A 17,159-nucleotide genomic window follows, 5' to 3' on the forward strand; every position below is an offset into this window, starting at 1 on the left:
AGGGATGAACAGTGAAGGACTGGCGATGTCAGATAATGAACACGTGCCCGAGACGATAGCTGCGATGGCAGACCGCCCCGGCCTTCGCATCCTGCGGGCTGATCTCATCTCCCTCCGGGGCCGCCCCATGCCGCCACTGGCCTGGCCGCGCTGGCTACGCTGGCTACCCCACAGCCTCGTGTGCTTCGCAGCCGCTCTGACGGCCGCTGCGGCGGCGGGCACAACCGCCCCGATCCTGGCCGCCGGGCACGCGGCCATGCTGGTGGTGGCGCTGCGCCGGCCGGCGTCCGCCTGGTGGCTGTCGATGGCCTTCATCACCGGCATCACCGTGGGGTATCCGCCCACCCACGACACCCAGATCTACGTGTGGATGGTGCACGCCGGGGTTCTCTTCCTCTTCGCGTTGCGGGTGCGCTTGGTGTCGGCGATCACCGCAGCCGTACTCAGCACCCTGCTGGCCGTTGTGCTGAAGCTGTCCGGCTGTACCGTCGGCTCTTGGACGGTTGTCACCGGAGCCCTCGCGCTGTTCGCTCTGGCCCTGCTCATCGGAGCCGTGGTGCGCGGCCGCCGCGAGGACCATGCCCGCCTCACCGAGCAGATCGCCGCCACGGCTCGGGAACGGGCCCTGCGCACTGTCCTGGAAGAGCGTACTCGGATCGCACGCGAGCTGCACGACGTCGTGGCCCATCACCTGTCACTCATCTCCATCCAAGCCGATGCCGCGCCCTATCGGGTTCAGGCCCCACCAGCGGCACTGATCACCGAGCTGGCCTCGATTCGCGCCAACGCGCTGGAGGGGCTGGCCGAACTGCGCCAGATGCTCGGCCTCCTGCGGTCGAACGGTCCCGGCGACAGCACGACCGGCACCAGCCCCCAGCCCTCCCTGGCGCAGCTCGACGGGCTGCTCGGCAATGTGCGAGCTGCCGGCCTCCGCACCACCACCCGGATCGAGGGCGCCGCCCGTCATCTGCCCCCGGGCGTGGAATTGTCTGCCTACCGCATCATCCAGGAAGCCCTCAGCAACGTGCTGCGCCATGCACCCGGTGCCAAGGCGAGCATCGAACTCACCTATGCACGCGATGCATTGCTCCTGAGGATCGTCAACGGGCCCGCCGCACTCCCGGCTGCCCCCTCACCCGGTGCCGGGCACGGTGTCATCGGCATGCGGGAACGCGTCGCCATGCTCGGCGGCGAACTCGCCGTCGGCCCGACCCCCGACGGCGGTTACGAGGTGAGCGCGGCGCTGCCGGCCTGCCCCGCGCCTGTGCCCGAGCCCGCCGCCACAGTCACCGTCGCCGTTGCCGTCGCCGACAAGGAGAGCTGCATATGACCATCCGCGTGCTCATCGCCGACGACCAGGCCATGGTCCGGGACGCCTTCTCCGTCCTGCTCGGCGCCCAGCCCGACATCGAGGTCGTTGCCACCGCCGAGGACGGCGCGCAGGCCGTCGCCCGGGCCGGGGGGCTGGCGCCCGACGTGATCGTGATGGACATCCGGATGCCCGGCCTGGACGGCATCGAGGCCACCCGCCGGATCACGTCCACCCCCGGAAACTCGACGAAGATCCTCATCCTGACCACTTTCAACCTCGACGAGTACGTATACGAGGCACTGCGCGCCGGGGCCTCCGGTTTCCTCCTCAAGGACGCCTCCGGCATCCAGCTCGCGGAAGCGGTGAGGGTGGTGGCCCGGGGCGAGGCCCTGCTCGCACCCGACATCACGATGCGGCTCATCGCGGAGTTCTCCCGCGTGAGTCCCAGCGCGAAGCAGCCGACCGGTGTGCGCATCGATGCCCTCACCGACCGCGAGACCGAAGTCCTCGCACACGTGGCGCAGGGCCTGTCCAATGCGGAGATCGCCAAGGTGTTGGTCGTCGCTGAGGAGACGGTCAAGACCCACGTGGGCCGCATCCTGCGCAAACTGCAGCTACGCGACCGCACCCAGGCCGCCGTCTTCGCCTACGAAACCGGTCTGGTCGCGCCTGGGAACGCCGCCCGCCGGACCGCCTCGCTCCGAACCGCCACCTAGCCGATTCCTTCGTCGCCGAGCCACTGTCTGTCTGCCGCTGGGGCCGCGGCGCACGACGTTGCGGGGCGCTCACTGAGGCGCGTCCCGTTGTGCCCGGCATGGACGCCTTCACCCGCCGCGCGCTCGCCGGTCACGCTCCCACCACCGCTGTCCTCGCCTCCCGTGAAACGGGCTCGCCGACTCGCCCGGTCCCGCAGGGCACCGACCTCGCGGGTCCTCGCGGACGGAACACCTGAGACGTCTTCGGTACGGACGAGTTCCCATCGCTCTCCGGGGGCCGGCGTAGCCCTGGAGGGCTACGCCGCAGGTTGGCTCCTCCGGGGGACGCAGTTCACCGGCCCTGGACGCGAACCTTGAGGAGCCCTGTTCGGAGGCGCCGTCCTCCCGCGCCCCAACCTCCAAGGAACGCCGCCATGTCCACCGCCCCATGCCCGGTACCTGCCTCCCAGGCCTCGCCTCCTGGCGCGATCACGAGGTCCCTACGCGTCGTTCTTGCTTTGATCGCCTCAGTCCTGGCCTTCCTCACAGCTGCGATCACGCTGGGCGCGTACTTCCCCGTCATTCCCAAGGCCGGCGTCATCGGTCCGGTCATCGGCGGACAGTACCCCTTTCACGTGGCGCTCCTCGCTCTGGTCGGTGCCGCTCTGGGAGCGCTGGCCTGGCGTAGCGGTTTGGTGCGCTGGGGGCGCGTCCTCACCTCAGTGACCGCGCTGTCGACCATCGCCGCCCTGGGCATCGGGGGCATTCAGTTCGCCGCCGCGCGCGATGCCGGTACGAAGGTCTCCTTCACCCAGGTCTTCAGCCGGCCCGCCTCCTCCGGCGGCGCCGCACCGGACACGACCCGGATCTATGCCACCCCTGACGGCGAGGCGCTCGAAGCGGACGTGTACCTGGCCGAGAAGAGCCGGGGCAGCAAGGTGCCGGCCATCGTGCTCGCCCATGCCGGAGGCTTCCACACCTTCGACAAGAGCGACCTGCGGGGTACCGGCCGTTGGCTGGCGGACCACGGTGTGGCCGTCATCGCGGTCGACTACCGCCTGGCCACCCCCGACCGCCCCACGTGGAACAAGGCCCCGCAAGACCTCGTGACCGCCCTGGGTTGGACGCGGGACCACGCCGACGAGTACGGCATCGACTCTTCCCGCATATCGCTGGGCGGCATGTCGGCCGGCGGCACGCTCGCCATGAGCACGGCCTACCGCCTCCAGAACGGCACCATACGGGTCGCCGACGGCCCCACTCCCGAGCCCCCGTTCTCCGTCGTCGGCTTCTACCCGGGCACTGACGTCGACGACATGTGGGAGGAAGACGTCGCCGGCAGCCGTGAGGCCGCAGAACTCTTCACCGGCGGCACGCCTGCCCGCTACCCCGAGCGCTACCGCGAGGTCTCCCCGACCACCGATATCCAAGAGGGCCTGCAGCGCACCCTGCTCGTCGTGGGCGACCGCGACCGCAGTGCCCGCCCCGGAACCATCAAGGACTTCGGCGCCTCGCTCCAGGCCAAAGGTGTGAACACGACCGTGCGGGAACTGCCCTTCGCCGAGCACGCCTTCGACGACGTCTACGGCAGCCTCGTTTCCCAGACCAGCCGCCAGATCCTCCTCGACTTCCTCGACAAGAACACGTGACACTGCCGCCCGAACGGCGGCCCGCAGCTGACCACCTTCTTGATGTGATCCTTCAGCAGTTCTCGCCGAGCACCTTCCGCAGGGGCTCCCTGTCGACCCCGACCTGATCGCCGGTCAGGCCGTACAGCGACCAGCAGGTTCCAAGGCGAAACGGTCGTCGGCGCCGGCTACGTGTACGGCTACGGCTGGTGGAGGGCGCTGCCGGTCTGGCCGGAAACCAGCCCCCGGGAGTCGAATCCGTGCTGGTTTCACTTGGTTGTCATGCCGGATTCGGTGATGTGTGCGTGAATGGTCAGCCGGGCGGTGCACCGTGTCGCCTCAGGGTGGGTCACGCGAACGGCTGGGGGCTTGCGTGGTTGTCGGGGAGAGACCTGTCGTCGAGGAGCCGCGCCTGGCCGTACGGGGCCGGGCGTCCGGCGCATGGTCGCGGCGTGGCCTGCTGTTGTTCTTCCTGCCCGCGCTGGCTGCAGTGCTGACGGGGATCTCCGCGCTGGCCGTGTCGGGCAACCTGCTGCTGCCCTTCGAGCGGGTCGTCGTCCTCGAAGGCAAGATGGCCTCCAAACGGGACTTCTTCGAGGATGAGGAAGTCCAGCGGATCCTGCTGAAGCACCGCATCAAGGTCCACATCACCAATACGGGCTCGCGCGAGGTCGCCCTGCGGGACCTCGGCGCCTTCGACTTCGTGTTCCCCTCCGGCCAGCCGGCCGGCGATCTGATCACCGGGGTGCGCTCGGCGGCCGGGCAGTACGCCAAGGTCCAGCGCCCGTTCATGAGCCCCATCGTGCTCGCGACCTACCGGCAGTACGCCGAGACCCTGCAGGACGCCGGCATCGCCACCCCGCTGCCCGCCGAGGGATCGGACCAGCCGCTCTACTACTCCCTGGACATGCAGAAGTTCCTGGAGGGCATCGACAAGGGCCAGCGCTGGAGCGACCTCGGCATCGACCGGCACGGGATCTCCAACACCAACCGGGTCTTCGCACAGAGCCCCGACGTGTGCGGCTCCAACTCGGCCGGGACCTACCTGGCGCTGGTCTCCTACACCTGGCGCGGCAACGGTCCCGACGTGCCCTCCACGGATCAGGAGGCCAGCAGCCGAGCACAGTCCGTCAAGCACCTGATGGAGCAGGGCCTGCCCGCCGCCGACGTGTTCAAGACGTACCTCTCGCCTGAGGGGAAGGGGATCGCCCCGGTGGTCGTGGCGTACGAGCACCAGTACCTGACCTATCAGGTACGGCACCGCGCCGAGTCCGAGCGGCTCGACTCCGAGCGGGTGCTGCTGTACCCCTCCACCCAGTTCGTGACCCAGCCGCAGTTCATCGCCCTGAACGGCGAGGGCGACCGGCTCGGCGAACTCATGGTCAGCGACCCGGCGCTGCGCCGGCGTGCGATGGAGCTGGGCTTCCGGATCCTGGACCCGGCCGGCGAGGTCGCCGGTGACCAGTTGTCGGACTTCCTGCGCCAGCGGAGGGTCCCGGTGCCGGCTCTGCGGGGCAACAACACCCGCTCCCCCATACCCCGGATCCGCTTTCTGGAGCAGATGATCTCCATCGTCGGCGACTGCCCTCCCGCCCAACTTCCGGATGCGGCACAGTGACCGCGCGCGGCAACCCGGGCCGACGGCGCCGCAGGGCCCTGACCGCACTCACGCTGGCCTGCCTGTGGGTGCTGGCCACGCTCCCCGGCTGTTCCCCCGGCAGGGGCGAGCCGGTGACCCTGCGGGTGCTCGCCAGCTCCGAACTCGCCGACATGCAGCCCCTGTTCGACGACCTGCGCCGGGACACCGGCATCACGCTGACGATGGACTACCAGGGCACCGTCGAAGCCGCCGCCTCCCTGACCTCCGACCGCTACCGGCACGACGTGGCCTGGCTCTCCTCCTCCCGCCCCTTCGAGCTGCTGCGGAAGGAGAGCGGACGGCAGGTGGACGGCCCGCTGTCGACGAGCATCATGCGCTCCCCCGTCGTCGTCGGCATGAAGCCCGGGGTGGCGCAGCGGCTGCGGCAGGCGACCCCCGACGGACAGCTGTCCTGGGCGGACCTGGCCGACGCCGCGGCGGCCGGCACGCTGAAGTACGCCATGGCCGACCCCCGCAGGTCGAACAGCGGACTCTCCGCGCTGGTGGGCGTCGCGACCGCCGCCGCGGGCAGAGGCGAAGCGCTTCGCCCCGAGGACGTCTCCTGCGACCGGCTGCGCGGATTCTTCGCCGGACACGCGCTGGCCGAGGACTCCTCCGGGCAACTCGCCGACGCGTACGTACGGGGTGAGGAGGGCCTCGACGCCCTGATCACCTACGAATCCGAGCTGCTCTCCCTCAACCGCGCGGGCACCCTGCGCACTCCCCTGGAGATCGTCTACCCGAAGGACGGCATTGTGCTGTCCGACTACCCGCTCATGCTGCTCGACCCGGCCAAGCGGAACGCATACGACCGGTTGGCGTCCTGGCTCCGGAGCGGACCGGTGCAGCAGAAGATCATGGATCGTACGCTGCGGCGACCGGTCGACCCCGACATCACCCGCGTCCCCGGCCTGCGCGCCCCGCTCGGCAACGCGCTCTACTTCCCCGACAGCCAGGCGGTCGTCGACCGCCTGCTGGCCGATTACGGCAGCGCGAAGAGCGGTGGGACAACCCGGGTGATCTTCCTGCTCGACTTCTCCGGGTCCATGCGCGGCGAGCGGAACGCGAACCTCCGCGCCACGATGAACGGACTCAGCGGCGCCGACGACTCCGGATCCGGCAAGTTCACCCGGTTCCACGTCGGCGAGACCGTCACGGTGGTGCGCTTCGGCGGCCGCGTACTGGACGAGCGCAGCGTGACGTACACGGGACCGGCCGATCTGGAGCGGCTGCGCGGCATGGTCGCAGACGACGGCTTCGACACGAGCACCGCCGTGTGGTCGGCCCTGGACCACGCCTACCGGACGGCGGCCGACGCCGCGGCGAAGGTCCCCGGGCAGCGCGTCTCGATCGTGCTCATGACGGACGGGGAGAACAATGCCGGGATCAGCCTCGACACCTTCCTCGCCCGGTACGCCGCCCTCCCGCCGGCCGCCCGTGCGATCCGCACGTACACCGTCCGGTACGGCGAGGCCGACGCACGGGAGCTCGACCGGGCCGCCAAGGCCACCGGCGGGCACATGGCCGATGCCACCGGGCAGTCCCTTCTCAATGCCTTCAAGGAGATCCGTGGGTGTCACGAGTGAAGCATGGTGGGCCGTCTGGTGGCCCTGGATGCTGCTGTGGGCGGCAACCTTTGCCGGCCTCGCGGCGCTCCTCGCAGTGGCGTCGGTGCGGCTTTTCCGCGCCCGGCGGGCTGCCGCCGGGGGCATCACCGACGGCATCTGCTTCTACCTGCACGACAAGACGGTGATGGACCACTACCAGATGAGCGGCTACACGGCCGCCCTGCGCAAGGAGGTCGAACAGCGCACGAGTGAGGGCAAGGACGGCACCATGCGCGCGAAGGTCTTCGGTGTCGGCGCGGACGGCGGCCACAAGGAGAACAAGGAGATCGTCAGCCGCTATATGGAGGTCGCGGAACCGATCTCGGTGATCGGCGTGATCATGAAGGTTCTGGAGGACAAGCACGTCATCGTCCACGTCGACCTCCCGAGCCGGTCCGTCACACGCAGCACCTCGCTGCTGCGGACGGCCTCCGCCGCGCAGGGCTCCGTCCGGCTGGGCGACATCGAGGGCTTCGTCCTGATCCGGGGCCGGTTCCGCACGACCGGCAACGAGGCGGAGGGGGCCGGCTCCACCGTCTTCCTCGCCCCCTACGGAGACACGGCCGACCCCTCCGGGGAGCCTCGCGTCCGCCTCACGTGCGCCACGGAGGGACTGCGGATCCAGGTCCCGCAGGGCACCTTCTCGGCCCACTGCCTGGGCAAGGTCCAGGAATGGAAGTCGGACGAAGGGGTTCTGGAGGTCCAGGCAATGGCGATCTTCCAATAGGACACCGCGTGCCCGCCGGCCGGAGGGGATCGGCCACGCCGCATCGGGTGGCGCGGTTTCTCCTCTGAAGACGGCCGGGCGACGTTTTCGGCATGTGCACCGGACGGGTTCGCGTCGCGTGGATGGTGGGGATCCCGGTACCAGGGAGGCTGCCTTTCGGCGGCTGCAGCGGCCACGTACGCGAAAGACGCTCGGCCGGGAAGTCCCGGCCGAGCGTCTGCGTGCGCCTGCCACCCGCTGGTGGCTCAGTACCAGTGGTGGGTCTGCCAGAAGTTCCAGGCCTCGACCGGGGAGCCGTAGCGCTCGTTCATGTAGTCCAGGCCCCACTTGATCTGGGTGGCCGGGTTGGTCTTCCAGTCGGCACCGGCGGAGGCCATCTTCGACGCCGGCAGGGCCTGGACCAGGCCGTACGCGCCGGAGGACGCGTTCGTGGCGGTGTGGTCCCAGCCGCTCTCGCGGGAAACGATGTTGTTGAAGGCCGCGAACTGCGCCGGGTCCTTGATCATCTGCTGGGCGATCGCCTTGGCGCTCGTGGGGGCGGCCTGGGCCGGAACGGCGGCCAGCATGGAACCGGCGGCGGCAAGGCCGATCACGGTACCCGCGAGGGTCTTCTTAGAAGCGGCGATGCGGCGGATGACGGAGTGGGACACGGAAAGCCTTCCGTAGGGAACGAGGTCGGTCGCGGCATGCCGAAGACATGCGTGAGCCACTCACGCGAAGCAGAGGGGTTCGTCCCGGCGGGGGGCTGTGCGCCCCGGCCGCCTCGGCGACAACACCAGTTAGCCAGGCCGCCGCCGCCCTGGCAAAGCCCCCCGTCTACTACAGGCCCTCGCAGGAGGGTACCGTCAGCGTGTCGTGTCGACGAACCGGCAGGAATCCGTACAGGCAGGGAGCACTCTTCGAGGACCCCCGGGGCTCGAAACCTACTAGCCGTCTTCGTATGTGATGTGGCTCCTATGGGGCGAGTCACCTCAGGGGCGGCGGAATCTCACCGATTGTGATTACTCGTACCCCCATGAGAAGCCGACCGGCGCCCGGATAGCCCAGGAATCGAAGGAGGAAGCCGTGTCGCGGCTGCTTTCTGTTCGGCCCGCCACAGCGTCGGCCAGGGACGACGGAGCGCACCGGACGAGTACGCAGGGACGGCGAGGCCGACTGCCGGCTGAGTTCGCGGCCGTCCAGGGCTTCTCCGCCCCACCGGCGTCGGGCGGCTCCGCCGCGCCGGCGGTCAGTAGTACAAGTCGTCCTCATGGACCCGTTGGGCCAGTTCAGTTTTCGTGTACGCTGCACGGTTTGCCCGGCGGTACTTCTCCTTCACCTGGTCCAGGTAGTACTTCGCCGTGTTGACGCTGATCCCGGCGCGGCGGGCGGTGGCCTTCAAGGTCAGTCCGGACGCGTAGTCGCGCAGGACCTCCCGTTCCCGGGGCGTCAAGTGCGGCCGGGTCGGACTGGTGTCATTGGCCCAGGCGAAGGCAAGTTCCGGGGAATGGGCCGTGCCGTCGGCAGCCACGGTTCTGACGGCCTCGACGAGGGTTTCCAGGGCGTGGTTCTTGGTCACGTAGCCCGCGGCTCCGGCCGCCACCGCCGCCACGACCCTGGCACGGTCGGCCACCGTGCTGATGATCAGGACTTTGCTCCCCGCTGCCCGTACGCGTCGCACGTTCGTCTCCGGCACGGTTCCGTCCCGCAGCATCAGGTCCAGGAGCACGACCTCGGCTCGCCGCGCGGGCCCGGCGAGCAGTTCGGCGACCGTGGCCGCGGTCCCGAGGAGGCGCAGCTGTTCCTGGCGGGACAGCCAGGCACGCAGCCCGTCCAGCAGCATCCGGTCGTCGTCGACCACCGCGATCTCGATCATTTCGGCCACCGCAGTTCGACCACGGTGCCCTCACCGGGCCGGCTGTCCACGGTTGCCGAGCCTCCGACGGTGGCCAGTCTGCCGTGTATGGAACGGCGTAGTCCGGTACCTGCGTCGCGGTGGCCGGCCCTGGAGGAGTCGAAGCCGATGCCTTGGTCGGCTACGGTCACCTCGACCCCCGCCGAGCCTCCGACGACAGTGAGGTAGGCCAGGTCCGTTCCCGCATGCCTGCGCACGTTGTTGAACGCCTCGGTCACTGCGGCGGCCAGGGATTCGGCGACCTCCCTGGGCAGGTCCGGCACAGCGTGGTATTGCGCGAGGATCGTCAGTCCCAGACTTTCCGCGGAGCGGACGGCCTCCTCAAGGACGGCCCCGGTGTTCGCTGCGCCTTTCACGAGCGGCCCGCGCTCCGCGTTGTGGACGCGTTCGTGATGCGGCGGGGTGTCTCCGAGCTGGACCAGCCGCCGCAGGTAAGCCGCCTCGCGGGCACAACGGTCTCTGACGGACGGTGCGTTGGCGTCGACCTGTCCGCCGGCGATGGTGGTCAGGGTGGCGAGCACGGTGTCGTGAAGCGCCGCAAAATGTGTCGTCCGCTCGGCCTGCCGTGCCAGAGCGGCCTCGGTGGCGACCACCCGCTCCTGCGCGGCGTCCATCATGGATCCCTCGCGCCACAGGTACCACCAGCCCGCACCGGTCCAGAACACAACCACCAGCACTGCGCCGATGTGGTCAAGGACTCCCGTCCACTCCGACCCCGGCACCGCCTGGTGAACGGTCACGGATGTCGTCAACAGCAGGGCGACCGACAGGACCGCCTCTCGCCAGCTGAGGCCTACAACGGCGGCCGTAGCGGCCGACAGCCCCTGAACCATCAGCCAGCCATGCGGCTCCACGGCCGGCCCCTCAGAGATCGCGGCGACCGCGATCCAAGGGAGCGCACAGCCGGTCACCAGCACATCGGCCCAGACGAGGCGAGGAGCGAACCGGCCATGTCTGAGTGCCGACGCGTACAAGACCACCGTGATGACGCCCACTGCGACGAGGAGTGCAAGGGCCCGGATGTCGTACGGATCCTTGACGACCACGCTGGTCGCGTAGACGAGGTGCGCAATCCTGAAGAGCCCTGTGGCCAGGACGGCCCACCTCCGCGCACGTTGTACCCCCATGTCCCCCCCGTGGCATGCAGTCCCCCGCCGCAACCCGCCCAAATGGACGGGTGCCGAGCCTTCAGTGGATCCCACTACTTTTCTTGGCGTCAAGGCTGTCCTCGGACACGACGACAACAACCGCGCGCGACTCGGCAGGTATGCCGGTCTCGGCCGGCACGTCGTCTGCCGTTCTTGTGACCGCCGAAGTGATGATGAGGATCTGGAGTTCCTGTGGTGCGATCATCCGTGTTCCGTCTGCGCTCGGCCGCCTTGGCCCTGGCCGCCGCTTCGGCCTGCTTTGCCGGAGGCATCACCTCCGCGCAAGCCGCTCAGCCCGCGGCCGTTCCCGGCGGCGCGCACCAGTACCTCAACTCCGTCACCGGAAAATGCCTGGACGTCCGGGGCGAATCGCAGTACACGAATGCAGTCATTCAGCAATTCGATTGCAAGCGGGCTCTGAATCAGCAGTTCGTCTCGCAGTTCACCGGTGCGGACACCACCACCCGGCTGCAGCCCCGCCACTCCGGCAAGTGTGTCAGCGCCCACGGCAACTGGGCCGGTTCCCTGGCCACGCAGCAGTTCTGCGGCGGGGGCACCCTCGAACGCTGGGAACTGGTCGACGTCGGCGGCGGCGCGGTGGTCATGAAGAACGCCTCGACGGGCCTGTGCCTGGACGACGCCGGGGCCGGCGGGGGCAGCCGACGCGAGGTCCGGCAGCACGTCTGCAACCACGGCGGCACACAGGCATGGTTCCGCCTGCCCGCCTGAGCTTGCCGAGAAGCCGACGTCGAAGTCGGCAAAGCAGTCATCAACCAGGGAGGACATATGCGTACCCACGCTTGGACCGCCGGCGCCGTGCTGGCACTGGCGCTTCTCGGAGGCGTGCACAGCGCCTCCGCCGCCACCCCGGTCGGCCCCGCAAAGCAAACGGCCGTCGCAGCAACGGCGCCCATACTCGTCGGGTACTACGGAACCAGCGAGGAGTGCTATGAAGCAGGCTCCATGATCGTCGGGGAGCACGGCTGCGTCTACAAGGGCGCCAAGGGCTGGGCTCTGTACGTCTTCCTCTAGCCTCGACGACACCGCCGACTGCCGGAATCCGGCAGGTGGGGCATCGAGGCCCGGCGTCTGCCGTCCTTGATGCCCCCACACCGTCGGCCTCGACCGCCGAGTCCTTCACGAAGCGTTTTCTCCGGGCCCTTTCGGGGTCCGGCGCCGTATCAGTCCGAGAAGACAGGGGAGATCTTCTTGATACCCGTGGTCCTTTCCGCGATGTTGTCCGTGATGGTGGCACCGTCCGCGTCCTCCGACGCCGGCGTCTCGATGTACGAACTGCCGCTTCTGGCAGGCCACACCAACAGTTCGGCTCAGGCGGTGAACGACGCCGGGGATGTCGTGGGGCTCTCCCTGGACGAGAACCAGGACGGTTATCTCGTGCGGTGGGGTGCCGATGGCTCCCTCACCCCTTTGCAGGCCGTCGGCGGAGGGAAGGGCGGCCACGCGGTCAAGATCGTCGAAGACGGCACCGTGGCCGGATTCACCACCGCACCGGACGGTGTACGGCATGCCGCCCGATGGGACGCGTCAGGTGTTCTCACCCGGCTTGAGCAGCCATCGGGCTACGTCAACGGCGAGGCCCAGGACATCAACAACTCCCGCGTGGCCGTCGGGCATCTCTCGACGGACAGTCATACGCGCCCCGTGCGCTGGGGCGCCGACGGCCGGGCGACCGTCCTGCGCCTGCCTCCGCAGGCGGACGGAGGCATGGCCACGGGGATCAACGAGTGGGGCGAGATCGCCGGCTACGTGTACGTGCCCGGAGAGAAGACCCGAGCCGTACGCTGGGACATCGCGGGCCGAGTCCATGACCTCGGCTCGCTCGGGGGCTCGTACAGCGAGCCGACCGCGATAAACGACCGCGGTACGGTGATCGGCCGGGCGACCGACGAGGCCGGGGCGTGGAAGGCTGTCCGTGCCTCACTCGGGAAGAAGGTCAAGGCCCTGCCGTCCCAGGGCGAGGGGGCGCGTTCAGCGACCGGCAACAACGTCGACGTCGTGGTGGCGAACGTCAAAGACCGCGCCGTGAGATGGGACGGAAACGACACCACTGAGCTCGAAGTCCTGCGTGGCACGGGCCGAGCCTTCGTCAAGGGCATCAATGATGCGGGGACGAGCGTCGGCACCTCCGACGAGCGTGCCGTGACATGGGACGCGCAAGGACGGGTCACCGCGCTCCCCCTTCCCGCCGGCGTCGACAGGACGCAGCCGATCGCGATCAACGCCACCGGCAGTGTTGCGGGCAACGTGGGCAGCTCGAAGAACTGGCCGGTTCGCTGGCGGGCCGTCATCTGGCGGTAAGCGCCGACGCCTTCCTTCCCCGTCCGTGGCCGACCCTGTCGGCCGCGCCCGCCCGCGTGTGGTCCCGGCGGGCGGGCGCTCGAGCACCGTTTGTGGCGGGGGTCGACCAGGCGACCCGGCCGACCGAGCACCGGGGCACGGCGTCGCACTGCGCATGAGAGCTGTGCCGTGCCGTGCAACGCTCCGGTGCACTCGATCGGCCCGCAACCATGGGCACATGCGCGGCGTGTGTTCCTGTGGGGCGGCTTTCGCCTGGCCCCGCAGTGAAGGTGGGGGGTGGGATGGAGGAACCGACCAGAGACGCGGCCGCACTGACGGGACCGGACCCGAGGAGGACCCGGACGGTGGGAGCCCGTGTGGTGAGCGCGGTGTTCCGCCTCGTCATGGCTGCCCTGATCCTGCTTCTCGCCGTGCGCACGTATGAGGAGACGGCCGTGGCACTCGCGCGGTCGAACGGCTCGCTGCGCACGGCCGAGGCCACCGTCTCGAAGCTGACGTCGCACACGGAGTCGGGGAGAGCCGGCGGAGGCCAGGACGGCGGCAGCGGCAACTGGATCGTTCACACCGAGTACACGGTCGAACTGCGTGTCGGCGATGAGCTGACGACGGTGGACGGCGTCCCGGACGCTGCCGCACACGGCCTTCGGGAGGGACAGCGGGTGACGGCGGGCCTGTGGCACGGGCGGGTCGTGGAAGTCGACGGGCGTGACGTGTGGCCCGGCTGGCACGCCGGCGGGTGGGACATCCCACTGTTCGTGCTGTACCCCCTGGTCATGGGGTATCTGATCGCCCTCGCCGTGGCCGCCTGCGCGCACCTGGCCTGCCGTGACGGCCGGGCGCGGCTGGAGCGGCAGGACAGGTCCGGGCCCTGGGTGCTCGGCTTCCTCGTCGCAGTGGCGGCCGTCTTCGTGCTCATCGTGTGCGCGGCTTTCGGGAACCGCCCCGCGTTCTGGCCTCTCGTTCCCGTCGCCGCCGGAACCGCGGCGGCGCTGGCGAGGCTGAGGGTGGTGGTCCGGCGGATCCGGTCGCAGTAGCACGCAAGGCCCCGGCCATCCACTGCCGGACCGCGTCGGCGGGCCGCGGCCGAAGCGGGAACCCGGCTCACCGTGATCGTGCACCGGCCGCGGGGGCTGTCATTCCGGGCTGCAGGGCCGGTTTCCGGTCTGCGAGTCCGACCACTGCTTTCCCGACGCCCGTCCGGGCTGTTCCCGGGCCTGGACGGTGGCGCACCGCACGGCAAGCACCGCGATGTCGTCGTCGAGCCTTCCGTCACTGTAGCGAACCAGGGCCCGATGAAGCCGGTCGAGCAGGTCTCGGGGCGGTGTCGGGCCTTGCTGGCGCATCCACTGCGGCAGTGGGAAGAACTCGCCGTCACGCCCCCTGGCCTCCGTGACACCGTCCGTGTAGAGCAGCAGCTGGTCGCCCGGGGCGAAGACGAGGGTGTCGACGCAGTAGTGGTCTCCGATGAGCGAGGCGAGGTTGAGGGGCGGAGACGCGATGGTGGGCTCCACGACACGGATCTGGCCGCGTCGTACGAGGAGGGGCGGGGGGTGTCCGCAGTTGAGAATCCTGACTCGGCCTCCGCCGTGCGGGATCTCGGCGATGAGAGCGGTCGCGAAGCGCTCCGGCAGGTCCAGGGCGGGGAACGCCGAGCTGTGGCGGGAGATGCTGGCCTCCAGGCGATGGACGACGCCCCTCAGGTCGGGCTCGTCGTACACGGCCTCCCTGAAGCTGTTGGTCACCGCTGAGGCCGTCCCCACCGCGGACAGGCCCTTGCCGCGCACGTCGCCGATGAGCAGCCGGACCCCGAACGGGGTGCCGACTGCTTCGTAGAAGTCTCCGCCGATCCGGGCCTGCTCCTGGGCCGCCAGGTAGAGCGCCTCGATCTCGACGTCCTCGATGCGGTGCGGCAGTGGGCGCAGCAGTACTTTCTGGGCCGCGTCGGCGACGAGCCGGACATGGAGGAGCGTCTTCTCCCGCTGGAGCCGGACATGGCTTGCGTAGGCGGCCGCCAAGGTGACCGCGATGATCGCAGCCGCCGTGTAGGGGGTCCCCAGGTCGGTGTAGGCGAAGCTCAGGCCGATCATGATCAGCAGGCAGAACGTCCCCAGCAAGACGGTGGGGAGCACGGGCCACATCGCGGCAGCGAGGGCGGGTGCGGCAGGCAGGAGGCGGCTGAAGGCGAACTCCCTCGGTGTGGAGAACGCCAAGGCGGTGATGAGGACGGTAACGATCACCGGTGAGAGCAGGGCGGCATCCCACTGACCGCCATGGAGAGGGCGTCGGCGGCTCGACCGTCTTGGCCTGATCACAGAAGGCACTATATCGGGGCACAGTACGCATCTGACTGTGGCGGGACCTGCCGCTCGTGCTCGGGTGAGCCTCCGCAGGCGGCCTTGCATGCGCCCGGTCAGCTCGAAAGAGGCCGCCGGCGCGGGCGGGCCCTCCTCCTCGCCCCGGCCCTCGCCGGCCGGCTCGCCGCCGGCGCCCTGCCGGCCTCCCCGCCCCGCCGGCTCCGAGGATGCTCAGTCGAGGCAGAACTCGTTGCCCTCGACGTCCTGCATCAGGATGCACGACTCGTTCTCGTCATCGGCGGGCAGGAGCCGCACGCGTACCGCACCGAGCGCGACCAGTCGTGCGCACTCGGCCTCCAGCGTGGCCAGGCGCTCTTGACCCACGAGTCCGGTGCCGGCCCGCACGTCCAGATGCAGCCGGTTCTTGCCGGCCTTGCCTTCGGGAACGCGCTGGAAGTACAGCCGCGGGCCCACACCTGAGGGATCAGTGCACGCGAACCAGGAACCCCGGTCCTCAGGGGGCAGTGAGCGATCGAACTCGTCCCACGTGGCAAAGCCCTCCGGCGGCGGTGCGACGTATCCCAGCACCTCACACCAAAAGCGAGCGACGCGCTCAGGTTCTGTGCAGTCGAAGGTGACTTGGAACTGCTTGATCGATGCCATCGGCCCACCGTAGCAGGGGGGTTCGGGTGCTCATCTCCCGCTCGGAGTGCGCATGTCGGCGGGAGGAAGGCCCTTGCGTGCCGCTGCTGGGCCGTGCGGTCGCAGGCCGGGAACCGGTGTCGGTGCCACCACGGGGTTGCCCGCCGTTCCGGACCGGCCCGCGGCCGCGGGCCGCGACCGCCTTCCCCACCGTGGGCGGCACCGGACACCCCGCCGACGGTCGTGTCAGGGTGCGCGCCAGACGTTGGCGAAGGCCGCGCTCTCGAGGGACCGCCTCTGGCGTACGGCCTCCAGTTCCATCACCGCGTCGTGGACGACGGCCAGGACGGTCGTCACCACCTCGTCGCCGGGGTCCGGCTCGGGTTCGGCCCCGGACCGTCCGTCGTCGAGACCCACGGCCGAGGCGAGGACGGCGAGGACGGGCTCGTTCCGTTCCAGACGGTCGACGGCACGCCGGCGGTCGGGCGTGTCGGCCGGTTCCACACGGTCGGCCCGGAACGGCGAGCGGCCGCCGCGCGTGCGCGTGAGCTGCCCGTCCTCCTCCAGGGCGGCCCGATAGGCAGCGGCGAGGTCGCGGCCCCGCCGCCACAACCAGTCCTCGACCCGCTCGTAGGGCGTCCGGCGGGTGAGGGCCGACGCCGCCTCGGCCAGGAGGCCATCGGCGGGGACCGGAGCCTCGCCCGGCACGATGCGGTCGCCGTCCAGGGTGGCGGCCCCCGCCCCGATCAGGTCGATGAGCTCCGCTCCAGCGAGGGCGAGCGACAGGTCGCCCTGTCCCACAGGGTGCTCCGACTCCGGGTCCATCGCGATGATGAACAGGTCTTTCGCGGTGCTCATGTACGACTCCCGTCGCAGACATCGACCATGGTGTGCGCCGCCGACTGTCCGACCCGCGTTCCGGACGGGCGCGGTGGCGGCGGCCGTGACGATCAGTATCCCTCCGAGGACGCACGACCGACGGCAGCCGCCCCTGGCCCGCATCAGACCACCGGCGGACAGCTCACCGCGACGGAACCCGCCCTCGGCTCAGCCATGTCGGGCCGAGCCGGCCTGAGCCCCCACGGGCGCGCCGTGGCCGCACTCCGGTCGGCTTCCAGACCCGGGGACCTGGCCAGGAAGGTTGCCGAACGTCGCGGGCCTTGACCGCCGGGGCTGAGCTGCACGTACTGCTTCGGCGGCCCTGGAGGGGAGCGGCGGCGGGGCCTTGCGACGTCGGCGGCGGGCGTGCGGGCG

Annotated in this window: 17 protein-coding genes; 10 read left to right on the top strand and 7 right to left on the bottom strand. The window is 69.9% G+C overall.

Translation table 11 applies throughout. From position 1 onward, the window contains the following. The first annotated feature begins 43 nt into the window (after positions 1 to 43). From HYE82_RS10480 to HYE82_RS10505, 6 genes are all read left to right on the top strand, one after another. Positions 44 to 1,330, top strand: coding sequence for a histidine kinase (locus tag HYE82_RS10480; RefSeq protein ID WP_218782467.1), 1,287 nt, complete (start codon positions 44 to 46; stop codon positions 1,328 to 1,330). Continuing rightward, positions 1,327 to 2,028, top strand: a complete 702-nt coding sequence (locus HYE82_RS10485) for a response regulator transcription factor (RefSeq protein ID WP_179173696.1) — start codon at positions 1,327 to 1,329, stop codon at positions 2,026 to 2,028. The genes HYE82_RS10480 and HYE82_RS10485 overlap by 4 nt, the downstream gene beginning before the upstream one ends. Before the next feature lie 497 nt (positions 2,029 to 2,525). Then, positions 2,526 to 3,656, top strand: coding sequence for an alpha/beta hydrolase (locus tag HYE82_RS10490; RefSeq protein WP_179173697.1), 1,131 nt, complete (start codon positions 2,526 to 2,528; stop codon positions 3,654 to 3,656). 352 nt (positions 3,657 to 4,008) lie between these two features. Next, positions 4,009 to 5,253 (top strand): hypothetical protein, encoded by a 1,245-nt coding sequence (locus tag HYE82_RS10495; protein WP_179173698.1) that lies wholly within the window; start codon positions 4,009 to 4,011, stop codon positions 5,251 to 5,253. Next, complete coding sequence (locus HYE82_RS10500) at positions 5,250 to 6,860, top strand: VWA domain-containing protein (RefSeq protein WP_309144265.1); 1,611 nt, start codon at positions 5,250 to 5,252, stop codon at positions 6,858 to 6,860. Before HYE82_RS10495 ends, HYE82_RS10500 begins: the two co-directional genes overlap by 4 nt. Then, positions 6,844 to 7,608 carry a hypothetical protein gene (locus HYE82_RS10505; protein ID WP_309144266.1) on the top strand — a complete coding sequence of 255 codons (765 nt, stop codon included), beginning with the start codon at positions 6,844 to 6,846 and terminating at the stop codon, positions 7,606 to 7,608. The genes HYE82_RS10500 and HYE82_RS10505 overlap by 17 nt, the downstream gene beginning before the upstream one ends. Before the next feature lie 245 nt (positions 7,609 to 7,853). Here the strand turns inward: HYE82_RS10505 and HYE82_RS10510 are convergent, their stop codons facing one another. The 4 genes from HYE82_RS10510 to HYE82_RS10525 form a co-directional block, all read right to left on the bottom strand. Further along, positions 7,854 to 8,258 carry a transglycosylase SLT domain-containing protein gene (locus HYE82_RS10510; RefSeq protein WP_179173699.1) on the bottom strand — a complete coding sequence of 135 codons (405 nt, stop codon included), beginning with the start codon at positions 8,256 to 8,258 and terminating at the stop codon, positions 7,854 to 7,856. Positions 8,259 to 8,836: 578 nt separating this feature from the next. Beyond that, complete coding sequence (locus HYE82_RS10515; protein WP_179173700.1) at positions 8,837 to 9,463, bottom strand: response regulator transcription factor; 627 nt, start codon at positions 9,461 to 9,463, stop codon at positions 8,837 to 8,839. After that, positions 9,460 to 10,548 (bottom strand): sensor histidine kinase, encoded by a 1,089-nt coding sequence (locus HYE82_RS10520; protein WP_179173701.1) that lies wholly within the window; start codon positions 10,546 to 10,548, stop codon positions 9,460 to 9,462. Before HYE82_RS10520 ends, HYE82_RS10515 begins: the two co-directional genes overlap by 4 nt. Before the next feature lie 142 nt (positions 10,549 to 10,690). Then, on the bottom strand, positions 10,691 to 10,855 hold the full coding sequence (locus tag HYE82_RS10525) for a hypothetical protein (protein ID WP_179173702.1): 165 nt from the start codon (positions 10,853 to 10,855) through the stop codon (positions 10,691 to 10,693). Positions 10,856 to 10,881: 26 nt separating this feature from the next. Here HYE82_RS10525 and HYE82_RS10530 point away from each other — a divergent pair, with 26 nt between their 5' ends. The 4 genes from HYE82_RS10530 to HYE82_RS10545 all read left to right on the top strand — a co-directional run bounded on the left by HYE82_RS10530 (position 10,882) and on the right by HYE82_RS10545 (position 14,003). Continuing rightward, a complete protein-coding gene (locus HYE82_RS10530; RefSeq protein WP_179173703.1) occupies positions 10,882 to 11,379 on the top strand; it encodes an RICIN domain-containing protein in 498 nt (165 codons plus the stop codon). Positions 11,380 to 11,436: 57 nt separating this feature from the next. Next, the gene (locus HYE82_RS10535) at positions 11,437 to 11,682 is read left to right on the top strand and encodes a hypothetical protein (RefSeq protein ID WP_179173704.1); all 246 of its coding nucleotides are present in this window, start codon (positions 11,437 to 11,439) and stop codon (positions 11,680 to 11,682) included. A 213-nt stretch (positions 11,683 to 11,895) separates the two neighbouring features. After that, positions 11,896 to 12,969: a hypothetical protein gene (locus HYE82_RS10540; protein ID WP_179173705.1), complete on the top strand. Its 1,074-nt coding sequence runs from the start codon at positions 11,896 to 11,898 to the stop codon at positions 12,967 to 12,969. 344 nt (positions 12,970 to 13,313) lie between these two features. Beyond that, complete coding sequence (locus HYE82_RS10545; protein ID WP_179173706.1) at positions 13,314 to 14,003, top strand: hypothetical protein; 690 nt, start codon at positions 13,314 to 13,316, stop codon at positions 14,001 to 14,003. Positions 14,004 to 14,102: 99 nt separating this feature from the next. On the opposite strand, the gene HYE82_RS10550 is transcribed toward HYE82_RS10545, so the two are convergent. The 3 genes from HYE82_RS10550 to HYE82_RS10560 all read right to left on the bottom strand — a co-directional run bounded on the left by HYE82_RS10550 (position 14,103) and on the right by HYE82_RS10560 (position 16,763). After that, on the bottom strand, positions 14,103 to 15,206 hold the full coding sequence (locus HYE82_RS10550) for a PP2C family protein-serine/threonine phosphatase (protein WP_309144267.1): 1,104 nt from the start codon (positions 15,204 to 15,206) through the stop codon (positions 14,103 to 14,105). Between the two features lie 288 nt (positions 15,207 to 15,494). After that, complete coding sequence (locus HYE82_RS10555) at positions 15,495 to 15,926, bottom strand: VOC family protein (RefSeq protein ID WP_179173708.1); 432 nt, start codon at positions 15,924 to 15,926, stop codon at positions 15,495 to 15,497. A gap of 225 nt (positions 15,927 to 16,151) precedes the next feature. Continuing rightward, positions 16,152 to 16,763 carry a GPP34 family phosphoprotein gene (locus HYE82_RS10560; protein WP_179173709.1) on the bottom strand — a complete coding sequence of 204 codons (612 nt, stop codon included), beginning with the start codon at positions 16,761 to 16,763 and terminating at the stop codon, positions 16,152 to 16,154. Positions 16,764 to 17,159 lie beyond the last annotated feature (396 nt).

The organism is Streptomyces sp. BR123, assembly GCF_013401435.1.
GTDB lineage: Bacteria > Actinomycetota > Actinomycetes > Streptomycetales > Streptomycetaceae > Streptomyces.